The organism is Luteibacter sp. 329MFSha, from assembly GCF_900111665.1.
Taxonomy (GTDB): Bacteria; Pseudomonadota; Gammaproteobacteria; order Xanthomonadales; family Rhodanobacteraceae; genus Luteibacter.
In genome coordinates, this window is the sequence record NZ_FOJE01000003.1 from 235,655 (window position 1) to 248,603 (window position 12,949).

At 68.2% G+C, this 12,949-nt stretch carries 14 protein-coding genes; 10 read left to right on the forward strand and 4 right to left on the reverse strand.

Annotated elements, in window-relative coordinates:
* Positions 1 to 149: 149 nt before the first annotated feature.
* Entirely contained in the window at positions 150 to 386 is a 237-nt protein-coding gene (gene rpmB / locus BMW54_RS15040; RefSeq protein WP_089981369.1) for a 50S ribosomal protein L28, read from the forward strand.
* 11 nt (positions 387 to 397) lie between these two features.
* Positions 398 to 562, forward strand: a complete 165-nt coding sequence (rpmG, locus tag BMW54_RS15045; protein WP_036109728.1) for a 50S ribosomal protein L33 — start codon at positions 398 to 400, stop codon at positions 560 to 562.
* Positions 563 to 725: 163 nt separating this feature from the next.
* On the opposite strand, the gene BMW54_RS15050 is transcribed toward rpmG, so the two are convergent.
* The gene (locus tag BMW54_RS15050; protein WP_090057855.1) at positions 726 to 1,640 is read right to left on the reverse strand and encodes an aromatic alcohol reductase; all 915 of its coding nucleotides are present in this window, start codon (positions 1,638 to 1,640) and stop codon (positions 726 to 728) included.
* 146 nt (positions 1,641 to 1,786) lie between these two features.
* Here BMW54_RS15050 and BMW54_RS15055 point away from each other — a divergent pair, with 146 nt between their 5' ends.
* The gene (locus BMW54_RS15055; RefSeq protein WP_090057553.1) at positions 1,787 to 2,689 is read left to right on the forward strand and encodes a LysR family transcriptional regulator; all 903 of its coding nucleotides are present in this window, start codon (positions 1,787 to 1,789) and stop codon (positions 2,687 to 2,689) included.
* 70 nt (positions 2,690 to 2,759) lie between these two features.
* Here the strand turns inward: BMW54_RS15055 and BMW54_RS15060 are convergent, their stop codons facing one another.
* Positions 2,760 to 3,953, reverse strand: coding sequence for a DesA family fatty acid desaturase (locus tag BMW54_RS15060; protein WP_090057555.1), 1,194 nt, complete (start codon positions 3,951 to 3,953; stop codon positions 2,760 to 2,762).
* Positions 3,954 to 3,974: 21 nt separating this feature from the next.
* Here BMW54_RS15060 and BMW54_RS15065 point away from each other — a divergent pair, with 21 nt between their 5' ends.
* The 6 genes from BMW54_RS15065 to BMW54_RS15090 all read left to right on the forward strand — a co-directional run bounded on the left by BMW54_RS15065 (position 3,975) and on the right by BMW54_RS15090 (position 9,379).
* Complete coding sequence (locus BMW54_RS15065; protein WP_254779390.1) at positions 3,975 to 4,919, forward strand: ABC transporter ATP-binding protein; 945 nt, start codon at positions 3,975 to 3,977, stop codon at positions 4,917 to 4,919.
* The gene (locus BMW54_RS15070) at positions 4,916 to 5,671 is read left to right on the forward strand and encodes an ABC transporter permease (protein WP_090057560.1); all 756 of its coding nucleotides are present in this window, start codon (positions 4,916 to 4,918) and stop codon (positions 5,669 to 5,671) included. The genes BMW54_RS15065 and BMW54_RS15070 overlap by 4 nt, the downstream gene beginning before the upstream one ends.
* Positions 5,671 to 7,017, forward strand: a complete 1,347-nt coding sequence (locus BMW54_RS15075) for a GldG family protein (protein WP_175472887.1) — start codon at positions 5,671 to 5,673, stop codon at positions 7,015 to 7,017. The genes BMW54_RS15070 and BMW54_RS15075 overlap by 1 nt, the downstream gene beginning before the upstream one ends.
* 1 nt (position 7,018) lies before the next feature.
* Complete coding sequence (locus BMW54_RS15080) at positions 7,019 to 7,507, forward strand: hypothetical protein (RefSeq protein ID WP_090057566.1); 489 nt, start codon at positions 7,019 to 7,021, stop codon at positions 7,505 to 7,507.
* Between the two features lie 39 nt (positions 7,508 to 7,546).
* Entirely contained in the window at positions 7,547 to 8,359 is an 813-nt protein-coding gene (gene mutM, locus BMW54_RS15085; RefSeq protein WP_090057567.1) for a bifunctional DNA-formamidopyrimidine glycosylase/DNA-(apurinic or apyrimidinic site) lyase, read from the forward strand.
* A 93-nt stretch (positions 8,360 to 8,452) separates the two neighbouring features.
* The gene (locus BMW54_RS15090) at positions 8,453 to 9,379 is read left to right on the forward strand and encodes a PI-PLC domain-containing protein (RefSeq protein WP_090057570.1); all 927 of its coding nucleotides are present in this window, start codon (positions 8,453 to 8,455) and stop codon (positions 9,377 to 9,379) included.
* A gap of 4 nt (positions 9,380 to 9,383) precedes the next feature.
* Here BMW54_RS15090 and BMW54_RS15095 read toward each other — a convergent pair whose 3' ends face one another.
* Both BMW54_RS15095 and BMW54_RS15100 read right to left on the reverse strand, forming a co-directional pair.
* On the reverse strand, positions 9,384 to 10,157 hold the full coding sequence (locus BMW54_RS15095; RefSeq protein ID WP_090057573.1) for a hypothetical protein: 774 nt from the start codon (positions 10,155 to 10,157) through the stop codon (positions 9,384 to 9,386).
* The gene (locus BMW54_RS15100) at positions 10,154 to 10,807 is read right to left on the reverse strand and encodes a thymidine kinase (protein WP_090057576.1); all 654 of its coding nucleotides are present in this window, start codon (positions 10,805 to 10,807) and stop codon (positions 10,154 to 10,156) included. Before BMW54_RS15100 ends, BMW54_RS15095 begins: the two co-directional genes overlap by 4 nt.
* A gap of 105 nt (positions 10,808 to 10,912) precedes the next feature.
* Between BMW54_RS15100 and BMW54_RS15105 the strand changes: the two genes are divergently transcribed.
* Positions 10,913 to 12,904, forward strand: coding sequence for a UvrD-helicase domain-containing protein (locus tag BMW54_RS15105; RefSeq protein ID WP_090057578.1), 1,992 nt, complete (start codon positions 10,913 to 10,915; stop codon positions 12,902 to 12,904).
* Positions 12,905 to 12,949 lie beyond the last annotated feature (45 nt).

Sequence of the window (12,949 nt, forward strand, 5' to 3'; positions counted from 1 at the left end):
CGTCGGGCAGGCCCGTCACGCGATGCGGGCCCTCAGCGGCGGAAGCGCTCCACCCTCCAGCCATCGCGTGGCGCCCGGTCGAACGGCGCGTCGCTGGGCCGTCGCCGTCCTGGCCAAAGGATGGTCCAACGAATCTAGAGGAGGTCATCATGGCCCGTAGATGCCAAGTCACCAACAAGGGTGTGCAGACCGGTAACAACGTCTCGCACGCGAACAACAAGACCCGTCGCCGCTGGCTGCCGAACCTGCACGAGCGTCGCTTCTGGGTCGCCAGCGAGAACCGCTGGGTGAAGCTGCGCGTTTCCAACCACGCGCTGCGCACCATCGACAAGAACGGCATCGAAGCCGTGCTGGCCGACCTCCGTTCCCGCGGCGAAAAGATCTAAGGAGATCGAACATGGCAAGCAAGCGCGATAAGCACCGCCTGATTTCCACCGCGGGCACCGGTCACTTCTACACGACCACCAAGAACAAGAAGAACACTCCGGAAAAGATGGTCTTCATGAAGTACGACCCCGTCGTCCGGAAGCACGTCGAATACAAGGAAGGCAAGATCAAGTGATCTTCCGAAGAAAGCCGCCGAAAGGCGGCTTTCTTTTTGCCTTGATAAAGGCGTGCCATCTGAGGATGGCGGGAGCCGCCGAAAGGCGGCTTTCTTTTTGCCGTGATAAAGGCGTGCCATCTGACGATGGCGGGAGCCGCCGAAAGGCGGCTTTCTTTTTGCTTCAACACTCGAGGCGGGATCGCAGGTAGCCCTCGACGTCGACCGTCTCGTACCCGTGCCGCCGGTTGAACGTCCGCGACATCTCCCACCACATCCCGTCGCCGCGCGCGAAGGCCGCCCGGTATCGCGCCATCACGTCGTCGGGCGCGTTGGCGAGATCGGCGCGCAGCCTGTCGAGCGTCCACAGCGTCCTTTCGACCTTCTTCCCCGTCACGCGCTCGACCACGTCCGCCAGGCCGCCGTACGAGATCGTGTCGCCGGCCAGGTAGACGACCTCGTTCGCGATCCGCGGCTCGGCTAGAAGGATCTCCGTCGTGAGCCTGCCGATATCGTCGGGCGTGGTGACGGTGACTCGTGTTTCCCAGCTGCCGAGGCCGTTGACCTTTCCTGCGCCGAGGTCGACCACGCCGAACGCCGGCTCGAACAGGAAACTCGTGAACATGCCCGTCGACACGATCACCCATTCGGTTCCCCGCTGCGCACGCAGCACCTGACGGACGTCGTATTGCTCGTCGAAGACGGGCTGCCCACTGCCACGTCCGACGACGTCGTAATCCACCCCGAACTGCCACGGGAAGTAACGGCGAACCCCTGCCGCCAGCACGGCGCGCGTGATCTTCATCTGCGTTCCCGGACCCGCGACGAACCCGGTCGCGTTCAGCACCGTGCGGTACCGCGAGAAGAGCGCCGCCAGCGATGCTTCGTCCGCCATGAGGTCGAAGCCGATGACGTCGACGCCCAACCGTTCGAGCGCCTCCTGCCCCGACGGCTCGGTCAGGCTCGCCGGCGACACCAGCACCGTCAGTCGGTGGCCCGCCGCCCGAGCGCGCGGCGCCAGCGCGCGCAGCACCGCCATGCCCAGTTGTCCTGCGCCGAGGACGAGGACGTCCTTGAGCACTTCGCTTTCGTTCACCATGTTGTTCGCCCTCTTCGATGCAATGACCAAGCCAGCCGCCATGGTGCTCGAAGCGAAGCCGGTGATAGGCTGCGCGTGCACGACTTCATAGTTCGTCATCGCGCAACAATCCTGGTCGGTGCGCCGGCCGCGCCACGGAGCCCCGCATGGATCGTCTGCAGGCGATGGAGACCTTCATTCGCGTGATCGAGGCCGGCAGCTTCCGCGGGGCCGCCGAGACGATGCACGTCCTTCCGTCGACGGTGACGCGCACCATCAAGGAGCTCGAAGCGCATCTGGGCGCGCGACTGCTTAACCGGACGACCCGCTCCCTGAGCCTCACGGACGCGGGCCTGCGCTACTTCGACAGCTGCAAGGCGATCCTGCACGACGTGCGGGCGGCGGAGGCCACGGCTCAGCAGGCCGGCGCGCCGCGAGGATCGATCACGATCGGCACCACCCCGTCGCTCGCGACGCATTTCATCATTCCCGCCCTCGGAGGCTTCCACGCACGGTATCCGGGCATCGACCTCGACCTGCACCTGGCGGACGCCACCGTCGACGTCATCCAGCGCGGCATCGACTGCGTGATCCGGGCCGGCGAGCTTCGCCCCTCGCGCCTCGTCGCCCGTCGCCTCGGCGCGTTCCGATGGTACGTATGCGGTTCACCGGCGTACTTCGAACGCCACGGCATGCCCGACTCCATCGAGGCACTGGGCCGGCACACGGCCGTTGGCTACGTGAACAGCCAGACGGGCCGCTCGATCGCGTGGCCGTTCCGGCAAGGGACGGAGACGGTGAGCATCGCGATGAAGGAACGCGTCCGCGTCAACGACACCGATGCGTATGTCGCGGCCGGCATGGCCGGACTGGGCCTGATCCGCGCCGCCAGCTACATGGTGCGCGAGCCGCTCGCGGAGGGGCGTCTGATCCGGGTACTCGCCGATGTCGATGCGCCCCTGGAACCGGTGTCGGCTCTCTATCCGCAGAGTCGCCACCTCGCCCCCGCCGTGCGCGCCTTCATCGACTGGGCCGTCGAACTGTTCGCCGACGCGGCACGACACTGGTGATCGTCCACGCATGAAAAAGGCGCCGACCCTCCCGAGTCGGCGCCCTTTCGGACCTGCGTAGCGCTTCGACTCAGACGCCGACCGCGGAGTACCCCTTCAGGCGCTGCGCGAACTGCTGGAGCGAACGAATGCCGCTCTGCTCCGCCTCGACGATCCACTGCTGGAGCGCCTTGAGCGACTTCTCCGCACCGCGCTCTTCCATCAGCGCGACGAGGCGAGCGCGGAACTCGCACACGGTCTGCAGCGCGGGGCGATTGGCGAGCGCGGCATGCATGCGCTCGCGGGCGTCGTTGTCCAGCCAGCGGCCGCCATCGGCCAGCGCGCGGCGCAGGCGACGCGGAATGGCCTTGATGCTCTCGCCGGCCTGGCCGACTTCCTCGCGCATGGTCGGCAGGATGACGTTGCGGTAGTAATCGGTGGTGGCCTGGAACCGCAGCGCCAGCACGCCCTTGAGCGTCTCGGCGTCCGGCAGGTGGACGTTCGGGCGGATGTTCAGCGTCGGCGCGACGCGGAGCACCTTCGCGAGGCCGAGGAAGCGCAGGCCGCAGATGGCCGCCCAGCCGATGTCGAACTCCCACTTGCGCAGCGCGAACTTCGCCGAGCTCGGGAACGCGTGGTGATTGTTGTGCAGCTCTTCGCCACCGATCCAGAAGCCCCACGGCGAGATGTTCGTGGCCGTGTCGGAGCTCTCGAAGTTGCGGTAGCCCCACCAGTGGCCGATGCCGTTGACGAAACCGGCGGCCCAGAAGGGGATCCAGATCATCTGCACCGCCCACAACGCCATGCCGACCACGCCGAACAGCGACAGGTCGATCACGGCCATGAGGACCGGACCCCAGTACGGGTGCTTGCCGAACAGGTGACGCTCGAACCAGTCGTCGGGCGTGCCGCGACCGTACTTCTCCATGTCGGCCTTGTTTTCGCTGGCCTCACGGTAGAGGGAGACGCCGTCGAGGAAGACCTTCTTGATGCCGAAGATCTGCGGGCTGTGCGGATCCTCCTCGGTCTCGACCTTGGCGTGGTGCTTGCGGTGGATGGCCACCCACTCCTTCACCACCATGCCCGTGGTCAGCCAGCCCCAGAAACGGAAGAAGCCGTTGAGGGTCCAGTGGAAATCCACGCCGCGATGGGTTGCGCTACGGTGGTAGTAGAGCGTCACCGTGAAGATGGTGAGCTGGGTGACCACCAGCATGTACACGACGATCTCGCCCCAGCTTGCGCGGGTGAGGCCGTTGGACAGGAAATCGAGCAGGGTGTCGAGCATTCAGTCGGTACCGCGCGGGAAGTGAAGGGATCGTGCCCGACCAGTCTAACCAGCCGGTTCCATACCCACCAGCACGGTTTCGGGCGATTTGTGAAAACGGCGGTTGTCGGATCCCGCGGCCATTCCGCACAATCGCGGGATGACACCGACGCCCACCGTTCATCCGCACGCCGCCCCGTCGACACGATGGGAGCAGGATTCTGCAAGAAGCGCGGCGATGGGCGACGTACGGGCATGATGGGAGACGGCTTGCTGAACGTCGAAGGCGTTTCCCGCCGCCGCGCCGGCCGCTCGGCGGTCGCCGACGTCTCGTTCCGCCTGAACGGCGGTGAAGTGCTCGGCTTGCTGGGCGTCAATGGCGCGGGCAAATCCACGACGCTTTCGATGCTCGCGGGCGCCCTGCGACCCGATCGCGGACGGATCCTCCTGGCCGGAAAGGATTTCGTGGCCCACCCCGGCCTGGCACGCACGCTGGTGGGCTGGCTCCCCGAAAGCGCCCCCTTGTGGCCCGAACTCTCGGTCGACGAGCACCTGCTGGCGCTCGCCCGGCTGCGCGGGGCGACGCGCGCGGCCGCTCGCCGGGCGGCCGATGCGATGGTCGCGCGCCTCCAGCTGGAGCCGCTGCGGCGGCGGATGGCCGGAGTGCTTTCCCAGGGCCAGCGCCAGCGCCTGGGGCTGGCCTGCGCCCTCGTGCACGATCCGGCGTTGATCATCCTCGACGAACCGGCGAACGCGCTCGACCCCGTCCAGGTCGGCGAGTTGCGCAAGCTCATCCGCGAGCGCGCCGCCGCCGGAGCGGCGGTCATCCTTTCCACGCATGTGCTCGGCGAGGTCGTCGCCGTGTGCGACCGGGTGGCGATCCTCCACGAGGGCTCGCTCCGCCATGACGCCCCGCTGCACGGCGATGAAGGCGGCAAGTCGCTGGAGGCCACCTTCTTTGGCATCGCCACGGGGAACGCGGCATGACCGTCCTCGCCGTCACGCGACTCGAACTCCGCCGCCTCGCCGTCCGGCCCCTGGCCTGGGCGCTCGCCGCGCTCACGATCGCCTGGCTCGCGTGGACCTTCATCCTCGGCCTCGGCCAGTTCGTCGCCCAGCAGGTGAAATACGCCGCGGTGGCCGACGCGCCGGGCTTCACCGATCTCGTCGCCATTCCGCTGCTGGCCGAACTGGCGAAGCTCGCCTTCCTCGTCGTGCCGCTGATGACGATGACGCAGCTCGCCGGCGAGCGCCGGAACGGCACCCTCGCCCTTCTCGCCTCGACCGGCCTGCCGCCGTGGCGGATCGTGCTCGGCAAGTACCTCGCGGTGCTTTTGTGGCTCGCCCTGTGGCTGATGGCGACACTCGCCATGCCGCTTGTCGTCGGCCTCGAGTCGACCGCCGACTGGGGCAAGCTGGCCTCGGCCACCCTCGGCACGGCGCTGATGCTGGCCACGCTCGCCGCCATCGGCGTCGCCTGCTCGGCGGCGACGAGCTTTCCCGCCATCGCCGCCGCCATGGCGCTGATCGTCACGCTGGCCTTGTGGACGATCGACCGGGGCGCCCAGGCGGCCGGCGTGAACGGTGGGTTCCTCGAGTGGCTGACGATGGCGACGCACCTGCAGAACCTCCTGCGCGGCCTCGTGACCACCGCGGACCTCGCATGGTTCGCGCTCGCGATCGCATTCGCCCTGACCCTCGCGATCCGTCGCCTGGGCGCCGACCGGGAGCGCCAGTGATGCGCCGCCTCGACCGCTGGTTCGTGCTCCTCGGCCTGATCGTCGCGACCGGCTGCCTCGGCTTCCTCAGCGCGCGACACAGCTGGACGTGGGACTGGACGCGCGGCGCGCGCGCCAGCCTCGCGCCGGAGAGCGTCGCCGTGCTCGGAAAACTTCCGGGCCGCGTCGAGGTCGTCGGCTACCTGTCGCCAGCCGGCCCGCTGCGCGAGCAGATCGCCGCGGTGATGGAGCGTTACACGCGTGCGAAACCCGATCTGGTCCTCTCCTTCGTCGATCCCGACCTCGATCCGGCGGCGTCGCGGCAGCTGGGCATCGCAGGCGACGGCGCGCTGCTGATCCGTTACCACGGCCGCGAGGAACGCGTCGAAAGCCCCATCAACGAACGCAACCTGTCCAACGCGCTCGAACGCCTCGCGCGCGGCGGCCAGCGCATCGTCGCCTTCGTCACCGGCGACGGCGAGCGTCAGGCCGACGGTCGTGCGAACGCCGACCTCGGCACGTTCATGCGCCAGGTGGAACGGCGCGGCATCCGGGCCGTGCCCCTCAACTTCAGCCAGACGCGCGGCGTTCCCGAGCACACCGACCTCGTGGTGCTGGCGAGCCCGGTGGCCGCCGTGCCCGCCCAGAGCGTGACGGCGCTCGTCGACTACGTGCGCGACGGCGGCAACCTGCTCTGGCTCACCGAGCCCGCGAACGACGACCTCGGCACCGGCGCGCTCGCCGACGTGCTCGGCGTGCGCGTGCTGCCCGGCGTCCTCGTCGATGGCCAGGGCAGCACGCTCAACGTCAACGATCCGCGCCTCGTTGTGGTGGGCGACTATCCTTTCCATGCGATCACGCGCGCGTTCCGCGAAACGACGCTGTTCCCGCAGGTCGCGGCACTCGCGCAGGTATCCGACCACGACTGGGCCGTGGTGCCCTTCCTGCGCTCCGGCGAACGCAGTTGGACCGCGTTCGGAGGCATCGACAACGACAAGCCGTCGACGGTCGCCTTCCATCCCGAAGCCGGCGAACTGAAGGGACCGCTCGATTTCGCGTTCGCGCTCAACCGCCTCTCGCCCAGCCCGGCGAAGAGCGAACAGCGAGCGGTCGTGATCGGCGATGGCGATTTCCTCTCCAACACCTATGTCGGCAACGGCGGCAATCGCGCGCTCGGCGAGCGCATCCTCGACTGGCTGCTCGGCGACGACGTGCTCGTCGACCTGCCGGCGCGCGGCGCGCCCGATCGCGTGATCTCGCTCTCGCAGGACGGCCTCAACGCCGTGACCTTTGGCTTCCTCGTCTTCCTGCCCCTCGTGCTGCTGGCCCTCGGCGTCGGCATCGCGTGGCGACGCCGGCGGCGCTGACGTGCTCGCACGCGTCGCCGGCATCGTCGCGTTGATCGCGCTCGTGGGCGCGGTGGCCTGGCAATGGCATGCCGACGACGCCGAAGCGCGCGCGCATCTGCTGACGACGCTCGATCCGGATGCCGTGACGCATGTCGAGGTGTCGCTCAAAGGCCTGCCCGTCCAGCGGTTCGACCGCCGCGACGGCCGCTGGACGAACGGCACCGGCGCCGTCGATCAGGGTCGCGCCGACGAGCTCGCGTCGCTGGCGGCCACGCCCGTCGCGGACTGGCGGCCGGCGAGCGCCTTCGACCCCGCGAAGATCGGCCTGGCGCCCCCGCTGGCCGAGTTGCGCCTGGACGATACACGGATCGAGTTCGGCGAGATGACCGCCCTGGGCAAGCAGCGCTACGCGCGCATCGGCGACCGCATCGCCATCGTCCCCGCGCAAGCCCTGCCAAGGGCGCCGCGCACGTCGTCGTTGCCCACGTCGGCCTCGACGGCACCGTGACCGCTTGCCCGGAACGCCGGGAAACCCCATCTTTCGCGCATGCCTGAACTGCCCGAAGTCGAAACCACCCGCCGCGGAATCGCACCGCACATCGAAGGGCGACGGGTAACCGGCGTGGTCCTGCGCCGTCCCGATCTGCGCTGGCCCATTCCGCCGGAGATCGCGACGCTGCTGCCGGGCCAGGTCGTCGACGCGGTGGAACGGCGTGCGAAGTACCTCCTGTTGCACACGGCGGCCGGTACGGCGCTACTGCATCTGGGCATGTCCGGCATGCTGCGCGTGCTCCCCGCCGACACGCCGCCCGGCAAGCACGACCATGTCGACATCCTGCTCGACTCCGGCCGCGTGCTCCGCTTCACGGATCCGCGCCGCTTCGGCGCCCTGCTCTGGCAGATGCCGGACGAAACGCACGAGCTGCTCGAAGGGATCGGGCCGGAACCCCTCACCGACGCGTTCGACGGCGACCTGCTGTGGCGCCTCTCGCGCGGTCGCACCGCGGCCGTGAAGACGTTCCTGATGGACAACGCCGTGGTCGTCGGCGTCGGCAACATCTATGCGAGCGAAGCCTTGTTCGCCGCCGGCATCGATCCGCGTCGCGCCGCCGGGAAGGTCTCGCGCGAGCGCTACGCGCGGCTCGCCGCGGAGGTGAAGCGCATCCTCGCGTACGCCATCGAACGCGGCGGCACGACGCTGCGCGACTTCCTCGCACCGGACGGCGCGCCGGGCTACTTCTTCCAGGAACTCAACGCCTATGGCCGAGCGGGCGAGCCTTGCAAGACCTGTGGCGTGGCCATCCGCGTCGTGACGCTCGGCCAACGCGCCTCGTTCTACTGCCCAGGCTGCCAGAAGTAGGCAGGACTACACGAACCCGGGTAGTGAACCGACGGCGACGCCCGGGCACCGCTTCATAGACTTTCTCCATGCCTTGCCACATGGAAGTCTCCCGTGCCCACCACCATGCACACGCGGCTCGCCGGACTGACGGTATTCGCCATCGCCAACCTGCTGGCCCATGCAGCCAATGCCGACACGCCGACCGACCTGAGCCGCCCCTTCGACCGCTACAGCTGGGTGACGACGCACAACGCGTTCACCAGCAACGGCTCGTTTCCGAACCAGCGCCAGACGATCGAGGAGCAGCTCGCCGCGGGCGTTCGCGCGTTCATGCTCGATCTGCATGAACACCGCGGCCGGGTGAGCCTTTGCCATAACCGGTGCACCACCCCGCCGACCCACTTCGCCGATCTGGTCAACGGAACGTTGCTACCGTTCCTCGAGCGCGATCCGTCGGCGGTGCTGATGCTCCATCTGGAAGACTTCACGACGCGCGACGCGCTCGTCGCCGAACTGGAAATGGCGCCCGCCCTGGCGGCGATGACGTTCGATCCCGACGCGTGGGACACCGATGGCTGGCCGTCCTACGAAGCGATCGTGCAGAGCGGCCGGCGCATCCTCGTCTTCACCCTCGCCAACGAGCAAAGCGGCCGCATCGACACGCCGGCCGGGCCCGTCCACTTCATGCGCAGCGACGCGTTCACGGTGGAGAATTACTGGAGCCTCGGCACACCGGTCATCGAGCACAATTACGCGTGCTACACCCGATGGAACCACGTTCCCCTCTCGGAACCGGAGGTCGCGGGCAAACCGGGATGGCGCCGGCTCTTCACCATGAACCACTTCCACGACGCGGCGACGCCCCTGACCGACTGGCACGTGGGGGCGGACAACGCCTTCGACCGGCTACACGTCCGCTACGTCGACTACTGTCGTCCCGCCGCGGGGCGCAAGCCGAACTTCGTCGCGGTCGACATCCACGAGGACGGCGACACGGCGAAGTTCGTGCATTGGCTCAACGCGTTCGCGCCGGACTGACGCGTCAGTCCGGCCAGCGCATCGCCGCATGGGAGTTGTTGAAGCGTGGATCTTCCTCGTCGCCGGAAAGCACGACGGCGAGGCCGCCCGGCACGCCGTCGACCTCGAGCGCCTGCCCGTCGTCGAAGCGCGAACCCAGCGCCCCGAGCTCCACGAGGCGCTCCGAGAGCGCGCCCGCGCGGTCGACTTCGCGATCGGGCACGTTGGTCAGGCTGATGTCCGGGCGTCCGAACTTGCGCATGCCGCGGGTCCGGATCCACGAACGACCCTTGGTCTCTTCGGGACTGCACAGGATCAGCACGTGGTTCCGCGGCGGCGCGCCGCCCTGGACGAGGTAATGCTCGCGCCAGGCGCCCTTGTCGAACAGGGTCAGGATCTGCGGATCCACCACCGCGGTGCCGCCGACATCGAGCAGCCCCGCCACGACGCCCAGGGTGTCGCGCAGGTAGTCGAGGGTGTCGCGGTCGGGGAAGCGCCCACGGATCGCGATCACATGCGGTGCGGCCTTCGCGGCCTTGAAGGCCTCGGCGTTGTCCTCGCGCAACAGTTCGCCGAGCGCGCCGGAAAGCGGGTAGCCTTCCCAACGCGCGAGCACGGCGTTCTGGAAGCGCTGCAGCTCGACGCCCTCGGGCAGGCCCGGGCTACCGTACTTCGCGGCCGGAATGGCGAGGTCCTCGGGGAAGGCGCCGAAGACGAAGAACAGGAGCACGGCCTGCTCGTCGCTTTCCTGCCAGTAGGGGCGCGGCCATTCGGCGGCGGGGGTCGTCGTCTCGGTCACGCGTGGGATCCTTCTTCGGGGTCGGTTTCGCCGAGGGGCAGCACGGGCTGCTGAAGCTCGATACGTCCGTCGCCGCCGGTGATGCTCTTGAACTCGGCGCGACTGACGGAGACATAGCGGTCGTTTCCGCCGATCTCAACCTGCGGGCCCTGGGTCACGGCGCGCCCGTGCTCGTCGACGCGGACGACCATCGTGGCCTTCTTGCCCGAGTGGCAGATCGTCTTGATCTCCTCCAGGTTGTCGGCCCACGCCAGCAGATAACGGCTGCCCTCGAAGAGCTCGCCGCGAAAATCGGTCCGCAGGCCGTAGGCCAGGACCGGGATGCCCAGGCGGTCGACCACGTCCGACAGCTGCCAGACCTGCGCCTTGCTCATGAACTGCGCCTCGTCCACCAGCACGCAGTGGAGCGCGCCACGGTTCGCGATGTCCTTCTCGACGATCGCGAAGATGTCGTCCTCCCCCGCGAACCGCATCGCGCGGGCCTGGAGGCCGATCCGGGAGGCCACGACGCCTTCGCCGTAGCGGTTGTCCAGGGCCGGCGTGAGAATCAGCGTCCGCATCCCGCGCTCATGGTAGTTGTGCGCGCTCTGCAGCAGCGTGGTGGTCTTTCCGGCATTCATCGCCGAGTAGTAGAAGTAGAGCTTGGCCATGGACTTTCCGGTACGTGACGGTCCAGTTTACCGCCTCGCGAGCCCGGGGCCTCCACCTGCTACCATCGGGGCCCTCGTCCGCCTGTCCTAGTGGCCGATCCCACGATGCTCAACCCGCAACAACACGCGGCCGTCGAATACTGCGACGGCCCCCTCCTCGTGCTGGCCGGCGCCGGCTCCGGCAAGACCCGTGTCATCACGGAGAAGATCTCGCACCTGATTTCCCGCCGGCATCTCGCCGCCGAGAAGATCGCCGCGATCACCTTCACCAACAAGGCGGCGAAGGAGATGCGCGAGCGCGTCTCGAAGCTCATCTCGGACGATGCCGCCCGGGCGCTGACGGTGTGCACCTTCCATGCGCTGGGCCTGAAGTTCCTGCAGATCGAGCACGACCGCGCGCAGTTGCGCCGCGGGTTCTCGGTGCTGGACGCCGACGACAGCGCGAACATGATCAAGGAGCTCTCACCCAAGGGCGTGAAGCCCGAGGTGATCCAGGGCATTCGCAACCTCGTCGGCCGCGCGAAGAACGCCGGCCTGACGCCCGAGGAAGCGATGGCCTCCGCGCGCAGCCCGCGCGAGATCGAGGCCGCGACGATCTACGATCTCTACCAGCAGCGCCTCGCCGCCTTCAACGCGGTGGACTTCGACGACCTCATCCGGCTGCCGCTGCGCATCCTCGAGACGGACGACGAGGCGCGCGCCATCTGGCAGGAGCGCCTGCGCTACCTGCTGGTCGACGAATACCAGGACACCAACGACGCGCAGTACCGTCTGCTGAAGGCCATCGCAGGCCCGAAGGCGCGCTTCACCTGCGTCGGCGACGACGACCAGAGCATCTACGCGTGGCGCGGTGCGAATCCGGAGAACATCGACCAGCTCGGCCGCGATTTCCCCAACCTGCGCGTGATCAAGCTGGAGCAGAACTACCGCTGCGCGAAGCGCATCCTGCGTGCCGCGAACCAGCTGATCGCGAACAACCCGCACGTGCACGAGAAGAAGCTCTGGAGCGACCACATCGAGGGTCCGCCGATCCGCGTGCTCGAGTGCAAGGACAACGAGCACGAGGCCGAACGCATCGCCGCCATCGCCTCGAACCTGCACGAGAAGTACAAGGAAAAGGGCGTTCGCTGGGACGACTTCTGCATCCTTTACCGCGGCAACTTCCAGGCGCGCGTGATCGAGAAGGCGCTGCGCCTGGCGCGCGTGCCGTACCACCTCAGCGGCGCGCTGTCGTTCCTCGACCGCGCCGAGGTGAAGGACATCCTCTGCTACCTGCGGCTGATCACCAACCCGACCGACGACGCCGCCTTCCTGCGCGTCGTCAACGTGCCCAGGCGCGAGATCGGCGCCACGTCGCTGGAGAAGCTCGGGCAGATCGCGCAGACACGCAACGCGTCGCTCCTCGACGCCGCCCGCAGCGACGCGGCGTTGAAATCCATCAGCCCCCGTCCGGCGGGCGCGCTCGCCAGCTTCGCGCGGCTGATGGACGAACTGCGCAGCCACGCCGTGCACGAAAGCGCCGCGGACCTGGTGAACACGGTCATCGAGAAGACCGGATACGGCGCGCAGATCGCGGCCTCGACGCCGGACGAAGCGCTGCGCGAACGTCGGCTGGGCAACCTGCGCGAACTGACCGACTGGTTCCGCGCGATGGGCAAGGACGGCGGCCGCACCGGCGACATCGCGGCGCAGCTGGCACTGCTCAGCCATGCCGACCGCGACGATCCGGGCAACGCGCTGCGCATGATGACGCTGCACTCGGCCAAGGGCCTCGAATTCCGCTTCGTGTTCATCGTGGGCTGCGAGGACGGCACCCTTCCGCACGAGGGTGCGATCGACGAAGGGCGCCTCGACGAGGAACGGCGCCTGATGTACGTCGGCATCACTCGCGCGAAGGAATTGCTTACGCTCTCCTTCGCCGCGAAGTCGCGCAAGTACGGCGAGATCCTCACCAACGATCCCAGCCGTTTCCTCGACGAGCTGCCGCAGGACGACCTGCACTGGGACGGCAAGGATCCGGAAGCCGACGCCGAGGTGAAGAAGGAGACGGCGGCGACGCACATGGCGCGCATCCGCGCCATGCTCGCCGGCGGCTGACGCCACCGCGAGCACCCGATCGCATCGGCGATGCCGCGCGGCGGC